This window comes from Arthrobacter sp. UCD-GKA, from assembly GCF_001863355.1.
In the GTDB taxonomy this organism is placed as follows: Bacteria; Actinomycetota; Actinomycetes; order Actinomycetales; family Micrococcaceae; genus Paeniglutamicibacter.
Map to the genome: position 1 here is coordinate 230,471 of NZ_MOLR01000004.1, position 22,007 is coordinate 252,477.

Consider the following 22,007-nt stretch of genomic DNA (forward strand, 5'->3'; position numbering starts at 1 on the left):
CCCTTCCCGGGTTTCCCGATTCGGGGCTCCCCCCAGCCTCATTCTCGTCCCTGCGCCCGATCAAGGCCAGAGGCCCGCACGCCAAGGGCCGAGGTTGCCCGCGGCTACCGGGGCGAAGGCGGCTGGTCCCGGTCCAGCCCGGGGCCGCCGGCCACCTCGCCCAGCCGCTCTTCCAGCAGTTTGGCGGTGCGCGCGGTTTCCCCGAGCAGGCCCGCGTCGAACACCTCCCGGAAACGGGACTGCGGGATGGCCACGCTGATGCCGCAGACCACCTCGCCGTCGGCATTGGTGATGGCCATTCCCAGCGCGCTGACCCCCTCTTCGGTCCCCTCGAAGTTGGCGGCAAACCCGCGTTCCCGGACGAATCCGAGTTCGCGCACCAGGGCGGCATAGTCAGCCTCATTGAGTTTGCGCGCGGTGGCCGTTTCCCCCCGGTAAAGCTGCTCAAGCTCGTGCGGGTCGAGCCGGGCCAGCATGGCCTTTCCGGCCGAGGCCCGGTGTGCGGGCAGCACCGTCCCCTGGCGGTCGCCGACGCGCACCGGCCGGGAACCCTCGACGGTGGACAGGAACCGGACTTCCCCGCCCACGCGCACCATCAGGTTCACTGTTTCCCGCATCGTGGCCGCCAGGTCCTCCAGCAGCGGCTGGGCCAGGGCACGCAGCTCGCTGATCCTGCCGTGGCCGGCCGGTCCGGCCCCGAGGGCGGGACCCGGAACGTAACCGCGGCCCCTCGCGCGTTCGGCAAAGCCGCGATAAATGAGCATGGCCAGCAGGCGGTGGACGGTGGAGGGCGAGACGCCGAGCTCGGCGGCCGCGTCCTTGAGCCGGACGGAGCCATGGTCGCGCAACAGCTCAATGAGCTTCAGGGCGTTGTCGACCGCGTCGATGGGGTAGCGGGGGATTTCGCGGCTTACCCGTAATTTCTGCACATCAGAATTATATGCGCCGTCACACTGAGACCGGCAACACTTGTAGCTATGACTTTTTCCACAACGAGCGCCGTTGCGGGTCCCACCGGACAGAACACCGGCGATTCGGCACAGCCGTCAAAGCCCAGGAACATCTCAAACCGCAAGGCCGTGCTGGCCATTGTGACCTGTTGGCTGCTGGTGGTTTTCGACGGGTACGACCTCATCGTGTACGGCACCGTGCAGTCATCACTGCTGGCGATCGACGACTGGGGCCTGACCCCGACGACCATGGGCACCATCGGCTCGCTGGCCTTCGTGGGCATGATGATCGGTGCGCTCGGGGCCGGACGGCTGGCCGACGTGCTGGGTCGGCGACGGACCATCCTGGCCTGCTCGATCCTCTTCTCCACCCTCACCATCCTGTGCGCCTTCGCCCCGAACCCCCTGGTCTTCGGCGCCCTCCGCCTGCTGGCCGGAATCGGCCTGGGTGGCCTCGTTCCCTCAGCCAACGCCATGGTGGCCGAACTGGTGCCGGACCGCTGGCGCTCGACCATGGCCACGTTGATGATGTCGGGTGTGCCCATCGGCGGTTCGATCGCCGCCGTCACCGGCATCTGGGTCATCCCGGCCTTCGGCTGGGAAGCGATGTTCCTGATTGCCGTCATCGCGCTGGTCGTGGTGGTGCCGATGGGCTACCGCTACCTGCCCGAAACCCTGTCCTTCAAGCACCGCAGCGGTCCGGGCGCGCGCCGCGGCTCCGGCTTCGGCCAGCTGCTCCGCGCCCCCTATGCCCGTGCCTCGGTGCTCTTCGCGGTGGCCTCGCTGGCCATCCTCTTCGCCTGGTACGGCCTGGGCACCTGGCTGCCCAGCCTGATGGAACAGGCCGGGTATGACCTGGGCTCGGCCCTGACCTTCGCGCTGGCCCTGAACCTGGGTGCAGTGGCAGGCTCCGTCGTCACGGCCTGGGCCGGCGACCGCTTTGGCGCCGCCCCCGCCGCGGCCGCCGCGGCCCTGGTGGCCGGGATCGGCCTGGCCGTCATCATGACCACTCCCCCGGTCGGGGTCGTCTACGCGATGTTGATTCTCGCTGGCGTGGGCACCCACGGCACCGCGGCGCTGCTGATCGCCGCCGTCGCCAACCACTACCCGGAGCGCCTGCGCGGCACCGCGCTGGGCTGGGCGATGGGCATGGGCCGCATCGGCGCCGTCGCAGCCCCGCAGGTTGGCGGACTGTTGTTGGCCTCCGGGCTCGGCGTCAACTCGAACTTCCTCGTCTTCGCCTTGGGAGCGGGCCTGGCCGCAGTCCTGTTCGCCGTGATCACCTTCCGCGTCAAGCCCGTGGCCGACCCGGCCGAACAGCACTAGCCGCCGCAAAATGCCATGGCCCGGGCGGCCTTCCCCTCCGCGGGGAACGGCCACCCGGCCGCAGGCAGCACCGCCGGCCTGCTACTCCACGAGCTTTCCGACGCTGGAAACGTCCTTGACAAGCCGGGCGATTTCATCCGAGATCTCGGGGATTTCCTCGCGAACGATTCCGGCGAAAGGCGACCACACCAGGTTGACCTGCAGCGCGGGGTCCATCTGGGGGTAGTCACTGCGGTTGTGGCAGCCGCGCGTCTCCCGGCGTTCAAGTGCGGCCTCGAGGGTGGCCCGGGCGGCCAGCGCGGATCCCTTCAGGTCGAATGCGTGGGCCAGGTCCTGGTAGCCAGCAATGTCGGGGTGGATCCCCACGGCCTCCATGCGCTCTTCGATCGAGTCCAGCTTCGCCAGGCCGGCCAACAGGCCGTCCTCGTCCCGCACCACGCCCGCATGGTCGGTCATCATGTTCCGGATGGCGCGCTGCAGCTCGCGCACGTTCTCCTGGCCCTCGGCCGCCAGCAGGTCGTCGATCTCGGCCCGCGCGGTCGCCAGCGCCTCGTGTGAGCGGGGCTGGGAATCCAGCGACGCCGAGTACTTCGCCGCGGCGCGTGCCACGATGCGGCCGAAGACCAGCAGCTCGATCAACGAGTTGCCTCCCAGCCTGTTGGCGCCATGCAGTCCGCTGGAGGCCTCGCCGATGGCGTAGAGGCCATCGACGTCTGTGCTGTGGTCTTCCGGGCGCACCCAGACCCCGCCCATGGAGTAGTGCGCGGTGGGTGCGATCTCGATGGGCTCGGCGGTGATGTCGAGCATCTGCACCTCCATCATGGTCTGGTAGACGCGCGGCAGCCGCTCCATGATGGTTTCGCGCGGCAGGTGCGAGACATCCAGCCAGACGCCGCCGTTCTTGGTGCCGCGGCCTTCCTTGATCTCGGTGTAGGCGGCCAGCGCCACGCGGTCCCGGGTGGAGAGTTCCTTGCGGATCGGGTCGTAGCGTTCCATGAACCGCTCCCCCAGCGCGTTTCGCAGGATGCCGCCTTCGCCGCGGGCCGCCTCGGAGATCAGGGTGCCCGCTGCGTTCTCGGGTTCGATGATGCCAGAGGGGTGGAACTGCACCAGCTCGGGGTCGCGCAGGCGGGCGCCGGCATCCACGGCCAGGCGTAAGGCGTCCCCGGTGTTCTCGTCGCGGCGGGAGGAGGTGCGGCGCCAGATGCGGGTGTGGCCCCCGGCGGCCAGGATGACCGAGTCGGCGTGGATGAGGTAGCGCTTGCCGGTGTTGATGTCGAAGCCGTAGGCGCCAAAGACCTGGTTGTTCTTCACCAGCAGCCGGGTGACGTAGACCGAGTCAAGGATCGGGATCTGCAGTTGTTCGGCCCGGCTCACCAGGCTGCGCTGGATTTCCAGGCCGGTGTAGTCTCCGGCAAAAGCGGTGCGGCGGAAGGTGTGGGCGCCGAAGAATCGCTGGGAGATCCGCCCGTCCTCCTCCCTGGCGAAGCCCATGCCGTAGCGTTCCAGGTCGTGGATTCCCTGGGCCGCGCCGCGGGCGACGATTTCGACCGTGTGCGGGTTGGCCAGGTAGTAGCTTTCCTTGATGGTGTCGGCGGCGTGCTGCTGCCAGCTGTCGTCCTTGTCCATGGTTCCGAGGGCCGCGTTGATGCCGCCGGCGGCGAGCGAGGTGTGGGCGTCGTTGCGCGGGCGCTTGCCCACGGCGAGCACGTCGACCCCCATTTCGGCCAGCTCGATGGCGGCCCGCAGGCCGGATCCTCCGGTGCCGATGACCAGAACGGTGGTGGAAATCTGTTGTTCTTTCGTTGCTGTTGCACTCATGTCTTCAACGCTAGGAACTTGCCCTCGATCCGTCCAATGAATTGTTCGAGTCGTTTCAATGCGTATACGCTATCGACCATGAACCTGGAACAGCTCCAAAGCTTCATGGAAGTCGCACGCACGGGCCACTTCACGCGTGCCGCCGCGCTTCTGCACCTCGCGCAGCCTTCCTTGAGCCGGCAGATCTCCACCCTGGAATCGGATCTCGGTGCGGAGCTGTTCCACCGGGCCCGGGGCAACATCACACTCACCGATGCAGGGGAATCGCTGCTCCCCCTGGCCAGGCGGATGCTCGCCGACGCGGAAACCGTCCGCCACGAGATGCAGGAACTCGCCGGCCTCAAAAAGGGGCGGGTGAGGCTCGGTGCGACCCCGACATTGTGCGTCAGCCTGGTTCCGGATGTGCTGACCGCGTTCCATGCGGCCTACCCCGGCATCGACCTGCACCTGATCGAGCAGGGCTCCCGCGGCCTGCTCGACGAGCTCGCCGGGGGTGCCCTCGACCTGGCGCTCATCGTCACCTCGGAGGACCGCACGGCACCCACCGCCAGCCTGCAGCGCACTCCGCTGCTCACCGAGGAGTTGGTGGTCGTCGCCTCGGTGAACAGCACCCACCTTGCCGGACGCGCCTCCCTGACCCTTGCCGAGCTGGCGGAACTGCCGCAGATCACTTACCACCAGAGCTACGACCTGCGGGAGGCCACCTCGCAGGCGTTCCATGCCGCCGGACTCGCCCCGAACCTGGTCCTTGAGGGGTCTGAAATGGATGCCGTGTTGCGTTGCGTGGAACGCGGACTGGGGGTCGCCGTGGTCCCTGCCATGGTCATGCTCGATCGGCCGCGCCTGTGTTCGGTGCGGCTCACCGACCCCGGGTTGTCCCGGACGGTCAGCCTCGCCCACCGCAACGATGTCTCGCCGACCCGCGCCGCCCAGGCCATGCAGGAGATGATTTTTGACACCGCAAACCTCCTGGCGTCGAGCAGCGTCTCAACCCGCGGCTTGGTGACCCGGGTTTCGTAGTCGTCGCGGTCTGGTCAAACGTGTTGGTTCCAACAGTCCAACCGGCCGCGTTCGGACCCGGAGCCAACTAGGCTTGGAGGTGAACCCATTCGCAACGTCAACACGTTGCCCCGTGGGCTCCGACGCAACTTTTCGAGGAATCCCTTGCCTTTCACCTTGGCTCACCCGGCTGCAGTCTTGCCCTTCCTGCGACAACCATTCGTCCCCGTTGCCCTGGTCGCCGGCGCCATGGCCCCGGACGTCCCCTACTTCGCCATGATGTCTTCCACCAGCGACGCCTGGTACGCACCCATGCTCAACGGCGCGAACTCGCACGATTTTTCCCAGATCCTGAGCGTCGGGTTGCCGCTGGCGCTGGTGTTGGCCGGTTTCCTGTGGCTCGTGGTGAAGCCGCTGCGGTGGGCGCTTCCCGACTCGTGGGTCCCGGACAAGCCGGCGCTCAAGGGCCGCCCGCCGACCAGTGCCCGGGTTGCGTTGTGGACCTTCTATTCACTGATGCTCGGGCTCCTCACGCACCTGGCGTGGGATTCCTTCACGCATTCCTACGGCTGGGTAGTGGAACGAGTGCCGTTGCTGGCCAGCGAGCCTGTCGCCGGAATCGCCGTCTACCGGCTCCTGCAACATGGCAGCACCCTGGCCGGTTTGGCGTTCGTCGTCCTCTGGTACCTCAAACGGCAAAAAGCCTCCGGGCATCGGGGGATGAGCGGCGAAGCTAAAGGCAAGAAAGTCCGCGCCCTCCTGCTGGCGCTGCTCCTGGTGGTTCCGGCCGCCATTGCCGCGGCCCTCGGCCTGGATTCGAAGCCTGTCATGGAGGACGCAGCCAGTGCCGGTACGTTCCTGTGGATCGTCATTACGCGTGGAGGCGCCGCCCTGGTTGTGGCCTTGGCGGCCTACGCCGTGGTGTGGCACGCGGTGTCAGTGTTCCGGAGGCTTCGCGCCGTCGCCAAGACCCGCGCCTAGCCGCGCGTGGATGGTGGCGTCGTGCATCTTCCCTTGCTATGTTGAGGGTGACCGACGCCGGCTTCCCTGCAGAGTGGAAGACATCCTTTCTCCGGCGCTTCGCCTGATGGGTAAGGAAGTCGCCACCATGACGGACACCACCGTTTCCGCAAAAAACCTCGCGTCTGCCGTTGCCATTGCCGCCGACAACGTCCGCAATGCGGGCGGGCCTTTCGGGGCCTTGGTCGTGACCGCAGACGGATCACGCTTCGAGGGGGTCAACCGCGTCACGGCCAACAACGACCCCACCGCCCACGCCGAAGTCACCGCCATCCGCGCCGCATGTACAGCGCTAGGCACTTTCGACCTCACCGGCGCGGTGTTGTACTCCAGCTGCGAGCCCTGCCCGATGTGCCTTGCCTCGGCCCTCTGGGCCCGTGTCTCGCGTGTGGTCTTTGCCGCCGACAGGCACGAGGCGGCGGAGGCCGGCTTCGACGACGCGGCCTTCTACGAATACTTCGAGGGCAGCGAGACCGAACGCTCCCTCCTGATGTCGGTCGAACGCATGCCCGAGGGCGGGTTCGACCGCCACGAACCATTCACCCTGTGGGCGGGGCTCGACACCCGCATCGAGTACTGACCCTTCCATGGCTTAAGTCAAGAGGGCTGGCAGCTTTCTGAAGAGTTGCCTGGCGGTGAATCGTGTGATGCAGCGGCGGATCTCTCGAAGGCTCCTGCCTTCGGCGGTCCGCCGGTTGACATATGCGATGGTGGTGGCATCGAACTTCATTCAGGTTCGGAAAATGGCGTGCAATGCGTGGTTCAGTTGCCGTTCGCCGTGGCGGTTCGGTCGGTGCCGGACGGTGTTGCCCGAGAAGGCAGGGATGGGGCTCGTCCCGGCCAGTACGGCGAATGCGGCTTCCGAACGGGCCTTCCCCTGGTGCGAGTAGGAGATGAGCACCCGGGCCGCGGATACCTGACCGATCCCGGGAAATTCCGGGGGCCGGCGGCCATCATGCCGACGATTTGCTCAAGCTCGGCCTTGTTCTGGTCCCGCAGCACCTGGAACTGAAGGAGGGCAGCGGTGAGGCGCTTGGCCTCGGCGCGGGCGATCCGGGCGGGCAGGTCGTCCTCGCGTGGGCCCGCCCGCGGCTGATGCCGAGGATCTGCTCGTCGGTGAGGACGCGGCGGGCATCGACGCCCATATCCATCGTCCGCAGCAGCGCGGTGAGCATCAGCCGGTCGGCGGTACCCTGGCGTTCCATGATGCTCCGGGCGTTGAGGAGGATCCGCAGGGCTTCACGGGCGCCCTCGGCTCGGGGTTCCAGCAGGGCTTCCACGTCCACTCCGAGCACCGTGCGGGCCGCCGCCAGCGCGTCGATGTCTGATTTTACGTTTCCGGCGCGGGTGAGCCCGGCACCGTAGGACTTGGCACCCGCGATGGCCACAAGGGTCTTGCCGGGTTCGCTGCGCCGGTCGATCCACGCGTCGGCGCGTTTGAGACCCGCAGGGCTGGTGGGGAACGTAGCCGTGTCCACGACCTGGCCGGTGTCGGCCGTGAGGATGGGGCAGATGTTGGTGCGGGCATGGGCGTCCACGCCGACGATGTTCGTGTATTACTCCCGGACTGCGTTCATGGCAGTGGTTTCCTTCCCAAGGCAGGGATCTGGTTGGCCGGCCGGGTGGGTTCGCGCCGAGGCAGATCTCTAACGAGTCACGTTCCCCCGGGAAACGGCGGGACAGACAATCTCCTATCAGGCCATAATGCGAGCCAGAACTGGCCTCACGGGCAGGGCGGACGAGTCAGCCGCAGGACACTGCCTCCAGGCAGGTCAGATACGTAGCGAGTCTCGCCCGGTCCAAGGTTTCCATTCTGACAGCCAGCCTCAGGCTTGCCACTACCCATTAGAAACCCTTCTATTTCTCCGTCGCGCTTGGCAACAGTTTCGTCCATCTCGACAGCACATGCGGCGGTTCCGGTTCACCATGCAATAGGGCTTCATGACGTCATGAAACCCCATGTCACGTAATGCTTTTCAAACAGTTGGAAATACTGGATAGCGTGTCCCTGAATCATTCAAAAACATGGGGGAAATTCGTGAAAAAAATAGTTTCATTACTAGCGTCAGGTGCACTGGTATTTGGGTCCTTGGCGCTTGCAGGGCCAGCTGCCGCCGCACCTGCAAGCATGGCAACAGTCGTTGGTGCTACGCTGTCGGTGTCGGCACCCAATGTCATGATCGCCGGGGCCAAAAAGGCCAAGTCACCGAAAATTTCCACCGGCAAGAAGAAAACCACAAATACCAAATCACCGAAGAAGTCCGTTCAAACGGTCAAGCTGCCGGTTTTGGGCAATTCGACGGCCAAGAATCGCAAGGTTTTCACAAAGTACGCGAATGACATGGTCAAGGCCGAACTGAAGTCCTTCAACTCGGCACGCCAGCAGGGCTGCGGCAGGACCCAGACAGCTTCGTTTGTTGCGGCCCCGTCCAAGACTGCCATCTACAAAAATCGCTATGCTTCGGTAACCATGCACTTCTCCTCGTACGTTTGCGGCGCTTCGGCATGGAGCAACGTCAGGTCCTTCACGCTTGATCTAAAAACCGGCAAGAAGGTTGGGATCGGAACTTTCGTGGCGCAGGACGACATCACCACCAAGGTTGCTGTCTCACGTGGATTCGCAAAGTCGAAGAACACCTGCGTCAACGATTTGATACCCGTAGCTTCCAAGTCCGACTACGGCTACTACATTCCTCGCCCCGCGGCATGGGATGTTTCGGCCAAGGGTATCCGGTTCCACTACGAGAAGTACGCGATCGGCCCCGGCGCGTGTGGAAACCCCAGTGTCCTGCTGCCATGGAACGAGGTATCCACCTCGAAGGCGATAAAGGGCAAGATCACGAACCGCACGTATGTATCGGGCGTTCGGTACGACAAGAAGTCAAAGATGTATGTTGGACAGTTGGCATTCACCTCGGTGCAAGGCAGCAAGTTAACCGTTGCCCAATCGGTTCTCAACGGCGGTGGCGAGTGCATGCATGGAGTACGCAGCGGCAGGACGGCAACGCTCGGTTCCGCTTTCGGCGGTTCCTGGAAGCAAACCCTCAAGTTGAAGAGCACCGGAACGAATCCCAAGTTCGATACAGCGGGTTTCGGCAAGGGATGGCGCGAAGCCAACACCCAAGACCTTAAGGCAATCAAATATACGGTTGGTGGCAAGGTTCCCTCGGCCCGCAGCCTATGCGGTGCCTAACGAATAGAAAATGAGCCGTGGTCCGGGTGGTTGAGCGCAGACTCCACCCGGACCACGGCTTTTCTGTGAAGACATGATTCAGGGATGAAGCGTCTGCAACTCCCTGTCATTTCCCGGTACCGGGGCCGCCTGGGCAATGATTCGTGAGACACGTGCCCCAGGGCTTCTCCGTGTCCCACACCGAAGCCGGGATTCCGGAAGGGGTCTTGGCTGGTCCCACCGCCTTCGGTGCCACGGTGTTCCGTCCCCTAACCGAAGCATGGGCGGCCTTGTTGTCCGCCTGCGCCCAGTTTTCTCTCTGCCGTGAGACGGTCCCGCCCGGCGATGGTGTGCTTGGCAATGTTTAACGATTTACGCGAAGGAACCTTTCCGAGGCAACGGAGCAACCTTTCCCGAATTACTTACATGACGTAACTGTGTCCTGAGCAGATGGCCACACTCCGATGAAAGTTGCCTGTCGATCCACCTTCGCCCCATGGACTTGAGGTGAAGAATCCTGGAACGTCCTTCTCCCTGGAACCGCCGCAATTCAGGTCATGGCACCCCGGGGCCGGCCGGGCCGCTCAACAACTGGCAGGTGCCAGGCCTGTCGAACACAACCGGGCCTGGTTGGTTTCACGTGAAACCAACTAGGCCCGGTTGTCTTGCCGATGTACGTATGGCTACGGCTCGGAAATAAATCCGTTCTGGACCATCCACTCGAAGGCGACGTCCGCGGGTTCGCGGCCCTTGACGTCGACCTCGAGGTTCATGGCCTGCAGCGCCTCGTCGGTGAGCAGCGGGGCGATCTTGGCGAAGACCTCCTCGATGCCCGGGTACTTCTCGGCGAACTTCCCGTAGAACACCGGTGCCACGTTGTAGGCGGGGAAGTATCCCAGGTCGTCTTCCAGGACGGTTAGGTCTAGTGCCTTGATGCGGCCATCGGTCGTGAAGACCTCGCCGAAGTTGCATGCGCCTTCGTCTGTTGCGCTGTAGATGGCACCGGTGTCGTAGAGCCCGACGTTCGTGTCGGGAACGGAAGCCGGATTGCCGCGCTCGAGCCCGTAGAGCTCCAGCATCGGGTTCAGCCCGTCGGAACGCGAGTTGAACTCCGCGTCTACGCAAAACGTGAGGTCCTTGGGCGACAGGTCCTTGAGCTGGGACAGCTTGGAGATCCCGCCCAGGTCCCCGACCGCTTCGCTGCGCACGGCCATGGCGTAGGTGTTGTTCATCGGCGCGGGATCGCCCCAGATGATCCCGTTGCCCAGGTCCTGGTCGTGCACCGATTGCCACATCTTGGCCTGGTTGGCGATGCCGTCCTCGTGTCCCAGGTAGGTCATCCAGGCGGTGCCGGTGTATTCCCACATCATGTTCGCCTGGCCCGAATGGATCAGCTCCCGGGCCGGTTGGCTGCCGGGAACGTTCGTCAAGTCGTTGACCTTGAATCCTGCGGCATGTCCGGCCAACACGGCGATCTTGCCCAGGATCAGCTGTTCGGTGAACGCCTTGCTGGTCACAGTCATGGTCGCGTCCTGCGGCAGGTCCGGAAGCGGGCTGATGCTGCCCGGACCGGCTGGCGGCACGTACGAGGCAGCGGAGGAAAGTCCGCATCCGGTCAGCAGCACGCCGGCCGCGGCCAGGAGTGCCGTCGATTTAATCCATTTTGTTTTCTTCATGCCTAGAGTCCTTTCGGCCGGGCCAGCTGTTCAACGACGCGGCCAAGCCAGTCGATGAGCAGCGCCAGGAATGCCACCAGCAGGGAACCGGCAATCAGCACCACCGTGAGGTTCAGGTTCACGCCGGTGACGATCAGGATGCCCAGCCCGCCGCCATTGATGAAGGCGGCCAGGGTCGCGGTGCCGACCAGCAGCACCAGGGCGGTGCGGATGCCCGAGAGCATCACCGGGACGGCCAGCGGGAGCTCGACCTTGAAGAGGACGGCCATGGAGCTCATGCCCATGCCACGCCCGGCCTCGACGAGCCGTTCGTCGACCTGCTTGAGCCCCACCATGGTGTTGGTCAGCACCGGCAGGATCGCGTAGAGCACCAGCGCCACCACGGATGCCCAATAGCCAAAGCCCAGCCAGAACGCCAGCAGGACGACCAGCCCGATGGCCGGGGCCGCTTGTCCGATGTTGGCCACGGCCATCACCGGGTTGGTGAAGCGGCGCATGGAGGGCCGGGTGAGCACGATGCCCAGCGGGATCGCGATGACCAGGACGATCAGGGCGGCGACGACCGTGAGGTTCAGGTGTTCGACGGTGTAGCCCCAGAGGACCGACGGGGCCAGCGTGGTGCGTTCGGTGGCGCTCAGGTCGGCGTTGGCCAGCCACATGGCCACGGCGGCCAGCGCCGCCAGGATTCCGAGCAGTTGCAGGGCCAGCACCCGCCAGGGGTGCTCTATGGGAGCGCTGGGCTCGGTGATTTGTGCCAGATTGGTTCCAGCGGCGAGCGTGCTCATCGTGGTTCCTCCGAGCCCTGAGGTTCATCCGGGGCCGCACCGTGAAGCGCGGATTCGGCGGCGACGGCGATTTCCACCGCCAGTGCCGGGATGGCGCCGGAGTTCAGCCCGACGGGGGCATCGCCGGCGGCGGACTCCGCATCGGCGTTTGCCTGGGAGATCGCCTCCATGATGGTCTTCACGTTGATCACGCCGCGGAACACGTCGCGGCGTCCGGTGACCACCGCGGTTTCCGAGCTGGCCACCAGCATGGTGTCCAGCGCGTCGTTCAACGTGGCCTGGTCGCCGACCGAGGGCATCGACTCGTCGATGGTGTCGTCGACCAGCTGCAGGCGCGAGAGCTGGCGGCGGGTCAGGCGGCGCACCGGTCGGCGGCGCGAATCCAGGATCACGGCATGGGACGCACCGGCACCCTGGAGGCGAGAGAGCACGTCGCTTGCCAGCTCGCCGGCGGTGGCGGTGATGGCGTCCATGAGCTCGACCTGGTTCACGCGGGTGAGGGTGAGCTGCTTGAGGCCCGCGCCGGAGCCGATGAAGTTCTCCACGAACTCGTTGGCGGGGTTGGCCAGGATGCGTTCGGGGGAATCGTACTGGACCAGCTGGGCGCCCTCGTCGAAGACGGCGATCCAGTCGCCGAGCTTTACCGCCTCGTCGAAGTCGTGGGTGACCATCACGATGGTCTTCTGCACCTCGGACTGGATGTTCAGCAGTTCGTCCTGCAGGCGCTGGCGGGTGATCGGGTCCACCGCGCCGAAGGGCTCGTCCATGAGCAGCACCGGCGGATCGGCGGCCAGCGCCCGGGCCACGCCCACGCGCTGCTGCTGCCCGCCGGAGAGTTCCTTCGGGTAGCGGTCGCGGTAGATGGCCGGGTCAAGCGAGACCAGTTCGAGCAGCTCGTCGATGCGGGCGGCGATCTTGTCCTTCTTCCAGCCCAGCATCTTCGGAACAATCGCGATGTTGGCTGCAACCGTCATGTGCGGGAAGAGGCCGCCGGCCTGGATGACGTAGCCGATGCGGCGGCGCAGGGTGTCGCCGTCCATCTTGGTGACGTCCTCGCCGTTGATGACGATCTTGCCGCCGGTGGGTTCGATCAGGCGGTTGATCATTTTCAGCGTCGTCGTCTTGCCGCAGCCCGAGGGGCCGACGAACATGACGATGCTTCCGGCGGGAATTTCCAGGGTGAGTCCGCCGACAGCCGGCTTGGTTTGGCCGGGGTATTGCTTGGTGACTTCGTCAAGCAAGATGGATGCGCCAGTGATGGCGTCAGAGGATTCAGACACGGATACCTCGCGGGGTGGTAAGTCGGCCGATGCCGAGCAGAATGAGATCAATAATGAAGGCCAAGATGACCACGCCGATGACACCGACGAGCACGGATTCCAGGGACTTGGCACCGCCCAGGCGGGAGAGTCCGGAGAAGATGAATCCGCCGAGGCCGGGGCCCAGGGCATATGCGGCAATGGCTGCCACGCCCATGACCATCTGGGCCGATACCCGGATTCCCGACAGGATAACGGGCCACGCCATGGGAAGTTCGATGGTGGCCAGGGTGCGCATGCGGCTCATGCCAATGCCGCGGGCGGACTCGACGACAGAGGGGGAAATCCCGGCCAGGCCGACGATGGCGTTTCGCACGATGGGCAGCGCGGCAAAAAAGGTGACCACGAAGACGGCCGGGGTGACGCCAAACCCGATGGGTGCGATCAACAAGCCGATCGCGGCGAAGGATGGAACCGTCAGGCCGATGGCAGAGACACCATTGGCCAGGGAGGATAGAGACTTATTGCGGTAAACCAGCGCCGCGATGACCACGGCGATAATCGTTGCGAGGATCAGACACTGCGCAACGAGCGAGAAATGCTGCCATGAGGCAAACAATATTTGGCGGTACCTTTCGCCAATAAATTCAAACACATCAAAACCTGCTTCACTTTGGTTACGTAGCCTGCTCTCGTCGGCCCGAACGACCTTGGATACCTAGCAAACATGCGTGAATCATGGCCTCGTATCTAACTGAGAGGTGCCGTTCGGCGGCATTCTGATTACTCCGAAATTGGCGGATTTTTGTTGAATGTTTCCGTTGATCACCGCATTTAGATCGACTCCAGATAGCAACAATGAGTGACTGGAGATCCTTGCCTACGTTGGGCAGATAATCGATTTGAGCCTTCGGGCCACTGTTCCCGCCGCTCCCCGTTTCGGGCGGCGTCCCCCAGCTGCGGGACAGCCGCTTTTTGGCTCCCGATTCCATGCATAGACAGTAACGAGCCTCACACCAAATCGCGGGTGATCCACGCCTTTCCCGGCACCTGACCGAAGCAATTTTGGGCCGTGGCGCTGTTTTCTGCACCCACATCGCTCAAACTGGCTTGTGGTTGCGCGAATTATTGCCGCGATCCCGGCATTCCGGTGCAGGAACGGGGTTCCGGGCATCGGCCCGACCCGACCCACGGATGGTTCCGTGTCCGGTTGCCGCGCACTGTCTGGCGAGCACCCGACCAGCCTGATTCACCCAGCTTCACTGACGCGAAATTGGTGTCAGCGCGCCAGACGGACAAGGTCCCCCGGGCACCAAATGCATCGGTCCCGGGCAACACATCTCCGATTCCATTTGGCTCAATCAAGGCCACATCGGGATGGCCATGTTCGGGCAAACCCGCAACGACTCTTGTAGGTTCAATATGGTCCTTTCACTGCTCAATTCAGGGCATCTGAATGACCGAGAATATCTTTCATTTCGGTGCATGAATGTTCATACTCATTCGACGATTTTTCGACTCCCCGGATGTTCCCGAAAAGCTGGCTGGGTGGGCCACCCGGCTTCGATGGACGTTGCCTGTGGGTCGTTGCCATGAGGTGACGATTCCTGGAACGTCCTTACCCCTGGCACAGCCGGCTCCCCGGCTTCCCACGACGCAGTGTTCTCCCCCGGAAGGCTCCCCTGCCATCACATCCAGTCCAACCTTGCAGCGTTCCTGGCGAATCCGGCGGCATTCGGTCCTGCCTGCACCGTCGGGCGCATTGACGGGATTTTCCAGACCGTGTTAGACATGAGACCTATGTGCCCGCCATTTGCGCTGTTCATCGGGCACTTCGCCGCTGGACCTCTTTATAAGGAAATAGCCGTGGAAAACCTCACCCCCTCAAATTCGAAGCTCTCCACGTTGCACAACCACCGTTCGGCAAGTCCCACCACCGAGGGACATGCCACCACCAACAAGCGATGCCAGTCGGTTTGCCCGGCAGCAAACGGCCAAAATGCCGTTTCCCTCGCCCACGTCTCCCTCTGATGCGGGCCCACGAGGTGCGCCCAACCGCTGTACGCACCGCTATCACCCACACCCGGGTCCTCGACGGCACCGGAAATCCCGAATACCTGGGCGACATCGTGCTGGAGTCAGGGCTCATTGCGGGCATATTCCCGGCAGGATCATTCAAGGACGACGGAGCCACCGTCCTCATTGACGGGGCCGGGCTGGTGGCCTGCCCCGGATTCATCAACCTGCGAGGTACCTCGGACACCGCCCCGCTGACGGACCCGGCACGTCACTCGGCACTCACCCAGGGCGTCACCACCGAGGTTCTTGGCCAGGACGGGGCACACTGCGCCCCGCTCACCGATGCTTCGGCATCGGTACTGCGCAACCATTTTTCCGGCTTAGACCCGGATTGGGCGGACCGCGACGTGGAGTGGCGCACCGTTGGCCAATACCTCGACCATCTCGATTCCGGCACCGGCACGAACACCGCCTACCTGGTGCCAAAGAACGCCGTGCGCGCCCTGGCCACGGGAAGCCCAGCGGTTGCGCCCGGCGCGCAGCAGCTCGTCGCCGAGGTTAAGGCCATGGCCGATGCCCTGGAGCAAGGAGCCGTGGGCCTGTCGTCTTCCGCTCCGGGTGATTCGGCAACACCGGCAGAGACCGCCGAGCTGGAGGCGCTGTGCGCTGCGGTTGGCGCCTACGGCGGGTATTGGGCGCCGGACCTGGATTCCTTGGCCGTTCCCGCCGCCGAGTCCGCCACCCGGTCCGTTGAGTTGGCCGCCAAGACCGGTGTGCCGGTGCACCTGACGCACCTTGCCGCGGACAGGGCAGGCGCTGCAGACCTGTTGGCCGTACTTGACCGGGCCCTCAAGGCGGGGGTTGACCTGTCCTGCGATTCCCACCCGTACCTCGAGAACCCCGGCATGCTGGCCTCGCTGCTGCCCGGCTGGGCCCGGGACGGGCAAGACGAAGATGTCCTGGCACGGCTCGATGACCCCGAGGCTGTTGCACGGATCAGCTCCGATCTGGAAGCCTCGGGCATCGACTGGGATGCGCTCACCATTGCCTTCGTGTGCTCCGGGCAGCTAGCGATGCTCGTGGGCCAAAGCATTGCGCGCATCGCAGCGATCCAGTCATCGGATCCGGTCACCACCCTGGCGCGGATCCTGCACACGGATTCGCTGGCCACCGGCGTCCTGTACGCCGCGGGCACCGAGGAAGACCTTCGGGCCATCTTGGTCCACCGCACGCACACCGGTGCCGGCGTCGGCTTCGGCTCGGACACCGCCGGGCATCCCGGTGTGTGGGGAAGTTTTCCACGCTTTGTCGGCGCCCTCGCCCGCGAGGCCAAGGCCATGGACCTTCCCGCGGTCATCCACCAGCTGACAGGCCGTCCGGCACAGCGCCTGCGCCTGTCCAACCGCGGGGTGCTGGCGGCCGGAAACGCCGCCGATGTGCTCGTCTTCGACCCGGATGCCATTATTGACATGGCCACCTTTGCCGATCCACGGCAACCGGCGGCAGGAATCAACCACGTGTTCGTCAACGGCGTGCCCGCCGTTTCGGAGCACCAACCCACTTCGGCCTTGGCCGGCCGCGCCTTGCGCCGCGGCACGGAAGGAACCACGCAATCCTTATGAACACTCCGGAAATGATCGAGCTGCTCCACCGGGATAAGACCCTGGCGGTGGTGCGAACCGAGGCCATCACCGACGCCGCAGCACTCTGCGGCGCGCTGGTCGCCGGGGGCATCAACGCGGTCGAATTCACCTTCACGACCCCCGACATGCTCACCCACCTGGCCCGGGCAGCCGACACCGCCGAAATGCACGGCGCCATCGTCGGAGCCGGCACCGTGCTGCACGCCGACCAGGCGCGGGCCGCCATCGACGCGGGGGCGCGGTTCATCATCGCCCCCGGCATCCGCCCGGAGGTGGCGGAGGTCGCCGCGCAGGCCGGGATTCCTTTCTGCCTGGGCGCCATGACCCCCACCGAGGTCGCGATGGCCCTTGACCTGGGCAGCGCCATGGTCAAGATCTTCCCCGCCGCAACGATGGGCTCGCGCTACCTGTTGGATCTGCAGGAACCCTACCCCGGGGTGCGGCTGCTGCCCACCGGCGGGATCACCCTGGCCAACGCCAACGAGTTCCTCGACGCCGGGGCACTGGCCGTATGCGTCGACTCCGCGGTCCTTCCCGGGGCCCTGGTGGCGGCCGGCCAGTACGAGGCCATCACCGGGCTCGCCGCCGAATTCACCGCGGCACTGCACTAGGATCGCTGCTTCCGGCGGATGACAAGGTGCGTCACAGGTGGCGGCGGGCGGTTGCAGGTGTGATGGGATAGGCCCATGAAACTTGCTACGTTGCGCCGGCCCGGCGCCACCGACCAGACCTTTGCCGCGCTCATTGAGGGAGATGCCGCGTTCGAGCTTTCGGGCTTCGACGACGTCGGTGCATTCCTAGGCGCACCGGAGGAAGCCCGTCTTGATTCGTTGGATTCCGCCGTCGATTTCGGCACCGCGATTCCGCTGTCGGAGGCCGACTACGCCCCGCTGATCGTGAACCCGGCCAAGGTCTACTGCATCGGGTTGAACTACCGGAACCACATCGCCGAGGTCGGCAAGGAGGAACCGAAGTTCCCCACGATCTTCACCAAGTTCGCGTCCTCGCTGACCGGTGCCAACGACGGGATCGAGATCCCGGCCGAGGACCACCGCATCGACTGGGAGGGCGAGCTGGCGGTCATCATCGGCGAGCCCGGGCGGCGCATCGCCGAGGCCGATGCGCACCAGCACATCGCCGGATACGCGGTCTCCAACGACGTGTCCATGCGCGGGTACCAGGGCCGCACCACCGAGTGGACGCAGGGCAAGTGCTGGGACGCGGCTTCCCCGCTGGGCCCCTGGCTGGTCAGCGCCGAGGACTTCACCCAGGGCGCGAAGATCACCACGCGCGTGAACGGCGAGGTCGTCCAGGAGGATTCCACCGCCGACCTCGTCTTCTCCCCCGCCGCGCTGGTGGCATACCTGTCGGTGTTCAACGAGCTGCGCCCGGGCGACTTGATCCTCACCGGGACCCCGGCCGGCGTGGCCCTGGGCCGGCGCAACGAGGCCGGACGCCACCCGTGGCTGAAGGCCGGGGACGTGCTGGAAACCTCCATCGAGTCCCTGGGCACCAGCCGCAACGTCTTCAGCTAGTTCCGCACGGCGCGGCCGCAAATCTTGGGCCGCGCCATCCGGAACGCGTAACACCGCATGGATTCCCGGGCCGCGGATCGTAGGCTAAGGCCCATGACCTTTACGACTTGCGACCTCTTTGACGCCGACGAATCCCTGCAATCGGTGTCCCTGCCGTTTGAAAACCTCGGCGCGCACCCGCGCTTCAGCGGACCGGTCCGCACGGTCCGCTGCTACCGCGACAACGGCCTGGTCAAGTCGCTGCTCAACTCCCCCGGCGACGGAGCGGTGCTGGTGGTTGACGGTGCCGGATCCCTGGAGTCCGCCCTGATGGGCGACATGATTGCCGCCGCCGCTGTCACCAACGGCTGGGCCGGGGTCGTGATCTTCGGGGCAATCCGCGACCGCGTGGCCCTGGCGGGCACCGCGCTTGGCATCAAGGCCCTGGGCTCGAACCCGCGCAAGAGCGCCAAGGACTCCGTCGGAGCGGTGGACATCCCCGTTCAATTCGGCGGAGCCACCTTCACCCCGGGAGCCACCCTGTATTCCGACGAAGACGGAATCCTCGTCACCGGCTGACCATGTTCGGGGCTTCGCGTCCCGGCAGCCGGTTTCCCTTGCCGAAGCGGCGACCGGGCGTTGACGATGGATCGGTGTGTGGCGACCGCCCCGATTATTCCCGGCTATGCCCTCCGGGCAATCCAACGCCCGTTCCCGGCCGTGGCCATGGTTCTTCGGTAGGCTCAAGCACAAGGGCAAAGCCGGAACATGCGCGTCGCTGTCCACGAACGGAAGAACAGGTCAAACATGAAGATCACGATCATTGGCGGCCACGGCAAGGTCGCGTTGCTGGCAGCAGCGGAACTGGCACGGCGCGGGGACTCCGTCGCCTCGATCATCCGCAACCCGGACCACGTTGCCGACATCGCCGCCACCGGCGCAACCGCCCTGGTGCTGGATGTCGAAAACGCCTCGGCCGCCGAGATGGCCGAGGCATTCAAGGGCTCCGACGCGATTGTTTGGTCCGCGGGGGCCGGCGGCGGAAACCCCGACCGCACCTATGCGGTGGACCGCGACGCGGCCATCCGCTCCATGATCGCGGCCGAGCTCGCCGGCATCGCGCGCTACGTGATGGTCTCCTTCCTCACCGCCGACGCCGAACACCTGGTGCCGCTCGATGACCCGTTCTACCCGTACATGGCCGCCAAGATCGCCGCCGACGAGCACCTGCGCGCGAGCTCGCTGGACTACACGATCCTGGGCCCCGGGGCACTGACCCTGGCCGAACCCACCGGGCTGCTGCGCCCGGACCCGGACCCGGCATCCGACACCTCGACCTCCCGGTCCAACACCGCCCTGGCCATCGTGGCCGCCCTGGACGAACCGGCAAGCGTCTGCAAAACCATCAACTTCACCGACGGTACCGTCCCGGTCGCCGAGGTCGTCGCCCGAGCCTAGTGCCGCGCCCGCGCCCGGTTCATTGACAGGCGCGGGCGCGGCACGCAGGATGGGGCATAAGCCACCCGAACCGCTCCTGGGAGTATCGCCGTGAACGCTGCAGTTCCAAATGCCACCCTGTCCGTCGCCGCGATCGTGGCCGAGGGCGCCAGGCGCCACGGCGAGCTGCCGGCCATCACCCTGGGCGGAGCCAGCACCAGCTACAAGGAGCTCTGGGACCAGACCCGCGCCTATGCCGGGGCGCTGCGCGAGGCCGGGGTCAAGGACGGGGACAGGATCGCCATCCTGATCCCGAACGTCACCGACTTCGCGCGCGTCTATTACGCGGTGCTGTCCCTGGGAGCGGTGGCTGTGCCGATCCACGCGCTGCTCAAGCGCCACGAAATCGAATACGTGCTCACCGACGCCGAGGCCAGGCTGATGGTGTGCGCCGCCCCGCTGCTGGTCGAGGGCGCCGCGGGAGCGGTTGCCGCCGGCGCCGAGGTTATCACCGTCCTGTCCCCCGAGGCCGGGGAGTTCGACCGGCTCGAGGACCTGGCCCGGTCGGCGGCCCCCATCGACACCTACCTGCCGCGCGGCCCGCTGGACATTGCCACGATCCTGTACACCTCGGGGACCACGGGCAAGCCCAAGGGCGCCCTGGGCACCCACTTCGCCCTGGTCGAGCAGGTCAACGTGCTGCTGCTGAACACCTTCGACATGCGCCGCGGCGACAAGATCTTCGGCGGGCTGCCGCTGTTCCACACCTTCGGGCAGACCGTGGCGCTGAACACCGGATTGCGCGCCGGGGCCGAGATCCTGTTGCTTCCCAAGTTCACCGGCGAGGCCGCCCTGTCCATGCTGCTCGATGAGGGTGTGAACATCTTCATCGGGGTCCCGACCATGTACGTGGGGCTGCTCGCTGCGGCCAAGGCCCGGCCGGAACCTGCCCCGGCACTGCGCTATGCGGTCTCCGGGGGTGCCGCGCTGCCGCTGGCCATCCTCGATGGCTTCCGCGAGCACTTCGGCGCCACCATCCACGAGGGGTACGGGCTGACCGAGACCTCCCCGGTGGCGTCCTTCAACCACGTGGGCATCGAGCCGCGGCCCGGCACCGTGGGCCAGGCCGTCTGGGGTGTGGAAATCGAGGTGGCCCGCCCCGAGGTCCACGATGCCATCGAGCTGCTGGGAGAGGGCGAATTGGGCGAGCTGGTGGTGCGCGGGCACAACCTCTTCTCCGGGTACCTGAACCGGCCCGAGGCCACCGCCGAGGCCATGGTCGATGGCTGGTTCCGCACCGGGGACCTGGGCACCAAGGACGCCGAGGGCTACATCACCATCGTGGACCGGAAGAAGGACATGATCCTGCGCAACGGCTACAACGTGTACCCGCGGGAGATCGAGGAGGTGCTGATCGCCAACCCGGAGATCACCAACGTGGCGGTCTTCGGGGTGCCGGACGAGGCGCACGGGCAGGAAATCGTGGCGGCGGTGACGCTGGTGGCCGGAAGCCTGCTGGATGCCACGGCCATCATCGATTACGCGCAGGAGCGGCTGGCCGCCTACAAGTATCCGCGGCTGGTCGAAATCGTGGTCGAATTCCCGTTGGGCCCCAGCGGGAAGATCCTCAAGCGCGAGCTGGTGTCCCGATACCTCAAGGATTAGGCCGCGCGCCCGTCAGCGCCGGATGGCCGTGCCCAGGCTCAGCGCGGATTCGAAGCGCGGGGCCCCGGGCAGGTAGAAGGAGTCCAGCTCGGTGATCTCGAAGCCCGCTTCGCGCAGCATCCCCTCCACGGAACGAGTGAGGTGGCAGCCGCCGGCCAGCGCCTTCTGGACGGGCTCAAACCTTTGCTGGAAGCGCGCAACCTTTTCATCGGGCGCCAGTCCGTGCTCGAGGAAGTGCAGCCCTGCCCCGGGTTTCAGCACCCGGTGGATCTGCGCCAGCGCCGCGCCCGCGTCAGGGACGGTGCACAACGTGAACGTGCTCAGTGCTGCATCAAAACCGCCGTCCTCTTCGGTCAGCGATTGGCCGTCGAGCGATCCGCGCAGGATCCTCGTGGCCGAGGAGGCACGCGCCGGGGCCGAGAGCCGCCAGGCGGTGTCGGAGGGTTCGACGGCGACCAGCTCGGTGACGGACCGCGGGTAGTGTGGCACGTTGGTCCCGGAGCCGAACCCCAGTTCCAGCACCTTCCCGCGCAGCCCGGTGCATGCCCTGGCGCGCAGCGGGGCCAGCGAGGCATTGCCGCAGGTGTATGCGACCAGGCGCGGCAGGATGTGCTTTTCGTAGAGGCTGGCCATCAGGATCCACCGCGCAGGCGGGTCCTTGGTTCCGGGTTCATGCCTCAAGTCTCTGCCCGTGCGCCGTGGGACACAAGGACGCGGCAAA

Annotated in this window: 20 protein-coding genes; 11 read left to right on the top strand and 9 right to left on the bottom strand. The window is 65.6% G+C overall.

What is annotated here, in order from left to right; all coding sequences use genetic code 11:
- Nucleotides 1–104: 104 nt before the first annotated feature.
- A complete protein-coding gene (locus BLJ79_RS07350; RefSeq protein ID WP_071214067.1) occupies nt 105–929 on the bottom strand; it encodes an IclR family transcriptional regulator in 825 nt (274 codons plus the stop codon).
- Nucleotides 930–977: 48 nt separating this feature from the next.
- On the opposite strand from BLJ79_RS07350, the gene BLJ79_RS07355 reads away from it, so the two are divergent.
- Nucleotides 978–2,276, top strand: a complete 1,299-nt coding sequence (locus tag BLJ79_RS07355) for an MFS transporter (protein ID WP_083411078.1) — start codon at nt 978–980, stop codon at nt 2,274–2,276.
- 81 nt (nt 2,277–2,357) lie between these two features.
- Here BLJ79_RS07355 and BLJ79_RS07360 read toward each other — a convergent pair whose 3' ends face one another.
- Nucleotides 2,358–4,097, bottom strand: a complete 1,740-nt coding sequence (locus BLJ79_RS07360) for an L-aspartate oxidase (RefSeq protein WP_071214068.1) — start codon at nt 4,095–4,097, stop codon at nt 2,358–2,360.
- A gap of 78 nt (nt 4,098–4,175) precedes the next feature.
- On the opposite strand from BLJ79_RS07360, the gene BLJ79_RS07365 reads away from it, so the two are divergent.
- From BLJ79_RS07365 to BLJ79_RS07375, 3 genes are all read left to right on the top strand, one after another.
- Nucleotides 4,176–5,117 (top strand): LysR family transcriptional regulator, encoded by a 942-nt coding sequence (locus tag BLJ79_RS07365; protein ID WP_071214069.1) that lies wholly within the window; start codon nt 4,176–4,178, stop codon nt 5,115–5,117.
- A 144-nt stretch (nt 5,118–5,261) separates the two neighbouring features.
- Nucleotides 5,262–6,077 (top strand): DUF4184 family protein, encoded by an 816-nt coding sequence (locus tag BLJ79_RS07370; protein ID WP_071214070.1) that lies wholly within the window; start codon nt 5,262–5,264, stop codon nt 6,075–6,077.
- Nucleotides 6,078–6,204: 127 nt separating this feature from the next.
- Nucleotides 6,205–6,696 carry a nucleoside deaminase gene (locus tag BLJ79_RS07375; protein ID WP_071214071.1) on the top strand — a complete coding sequence of 164 codons (492 nt, stop codon included), beginning with the start codon at nt 6,205–6,207 and terminating at the stop codon, nt 6,694–6,696.
- Nucleotides 6,697–6,846: 150 nt separating this feature from the next.
- Here the strand turns inward: BLJ79_RS07375 and BLJ79_RS22315 are convergent, their stop codons facing one another.
- Entirely contained in the window at nt 6,847–7,041 is a 195-nt protein-coding gene (locus BLJ79_RS22315; protein WP_083411080.1) for a transposase, read from the bottom strand.
- A 28-nt stretch (nt 7,042–7,069) separates the two neighbouring features.
- Nucleotides 7,070–7,654, bottom strand: coding sequence for a hypothetical protein (locus tag BLJ79_RS07380; protein WP_071214072.1), 585 nt, complete (start codon nt 7,652–7,654; stop codon nt 7,070–7,072).
- A 431-nt stretch (nt 7,655–8,085) separates the two neighbouring features.
- Here BLJ79_RS07380 and BLJ79_RS07385 point away from each other — a divergent pair, with 431 nt between their 5' ends.
- Nucleotides 8,086–9,309, top strand: a complete 1,224-nt coding sequence (locus tag BLJ79_RS07385; RefSeq protein WP_139194769.1) for an RsiV family protein — start codon at nt 8,086–8,088, stop codon at nt 9,307–9,309.
- A 662-nt stretch (nt 9,310–9,971) separates the two neighbouring features.
- On the opposite strand, the gene BLJ79_RS07390 is transcribed toward BLJ79_RS07385, so the two are convergent.
- Genes BLJ79_RS07390 through BLJ79_RS07405 form a run of 4 tightly spaced genes read right to left on the bottom strand, consistent with a single transcriptional unit; the run spans nt 9,972 to nt 13,663 of the window.
- On the bottom strand, nt 9,972–10,964 hold the full coding sequence (locus BLJ79_RS07390) for a glycine betaine ABC transporter substrate-binding protein (RefSeq protein ID WP_071214074.1): 993 nt from the start codon (nt 10,962–10,964) through the stop codon (nt 9,972–9,974).
- Between the two features lie 2 nt (nt 10,965–10,966).
- Nucleotides 10,967–11,749, bottom strand: coding sequence for an ABC transporter permease (locus tag BLJ79_RS07395; RefSeq protein WP_071214075.1), 783 nt, complete (start codon nt 11,747–11,749; stop codon nt 10,967–10,969).
- Nucleotides 11,746–13,029, bottom strand: coding sequence for an ABC transporter ATP-binding protein (locus BLJ79_RS07400; protein WP_071214076.1), 1,284 nt, complete (start codon nt 13,027–13,029; stop codon nt 11,746–11,748). The genes BLJ79_RS07395 and BLJ79_RS07400 overlap by 4 nt, the downstream gene beginning before the upstream one ends.
- Complete coding sequence (locus tag BLJ79_RS07405) at nt 13,022–13,663, bottom strand: ABC transporter permease (RefSeq protein ID WP_071214077.1); 642 nt, start codon at nt 13,661–13,663, stop codon at nt 13,022–13,024. The genes BLJ79_RS07400 and BLJ79_RS07405 overlap by 8 nt, the downstream gene beginning before the upstream one ends.
- Nucleotides 13,664–15,053: 1,390 nt before the next feature.
- On the opposite strand from BLJ79_RS07405, the gene BLJ79_RS07410 reads away from it, so the two are divergent.
- The 6 genes from BLJ79_RS07410 to BLJ79_RS07435 all read left to right on the top strand — a co-directional run bounded on the left by BLJ79_RS07410 (nt 15,054) and on the right by BLJ79_RS07435 (nt 21,286).
- Complete coding sequence (locus BLJ79_RS07410; RefSeq protein ID WP_139194770.1) at nt 15,054–16,649, top strand: N-acyl-D-amino-acid deacylase family protein; 1,596 nt, start codon at nt 15,054–15,056, stop codon at nt 16,647–16,649.
- Complete coding sequence (locus BLJ79_RS07415; RefSeq protein ID WP_071214079.1) at nt 16,646–17,281, top strand: bifunctional 4-hydroxy-2-oxoglutarate aldolase/2-dehydro-3-deoxy-phosphogluconate aldolase; 636 nt, start codon at nt 16,646–16,648, stop codon at nt 17,279–17,281. The genes BLJ79_RS07410 and BLJ79_RS07415 overlap by 4 nt, the downstream gene beginning before the upstream one ends.
- Nucleotides 17,282–17,356: 75 nt before the next feature.
- Entirely contained in the window at nt 17,357–18,205 is an 849-nt protein-coding gene (locus BLJ79_RS07420; protein WP_071214080.1) for a fumarylacetoacetate hydrolase family protein, read from the top strand.
- A gap of 93 nt (nt 18,206–18,298) precedes the next feature.
- Entirely contained in the window at nt 18,299–18,763 is a 465-nt protein-coding gene (gene rraA, locus BLJ79_RS07425; RefSeq protein ID WP_071214081.1) for a ribonuclease E activity regulator RraA, read from the top strand.
- A 228-nt stretch (nt 18,764–18,991) separates the two neighbouring features.
- Nucleotides 18,992–19,642 carry an NAD(P)H-binding protein gene (locus tag BLJ79_RS07430; RefSeq protein WP_071214082.1) on the top strand — a complete coding sequence of 217 codons (651 nt, stop codon included), beginning with the start codon at nt 18,992–18,994 and terminating at the stop codon, nt 19,640–19,642.
- Nucleotides 19,643–19,732: 90 nt separating this feature from the next.
- Nucleotides 19,733–21,286 carry an AMP-binding protein gene (locus BLJ79_RS07435; protein ID WP_071214083.1) on the top strand — a complete coding sequence of 518 codons (1,554 nt, stop codon included), beginning with the start codon at nt 19,733–19,735 and terminating at the stop codon, nt 21,284–21,286.
- 12 nt (nt 21,287–21,298) lie between these two features.
- Here the strand turns inward: BLJ79_RS07435 and BLJ79_RS07440 are convergent, their stop codons facing one another.
- Nucleotides 21,299–21,919: a class I SAM-dependent methyltransferase gene (locus BLJ79_RS07440; protein ID WP_071214084.1), complete on the bottom strand. Its 621-nt coding sequence runs from the start codon at nt 21,917–21,919 to the stop codon at nt 21,299–21,301.
- Between the last annotated feature and the right edge of the window lie 88 nt (nt 21,920–22,007).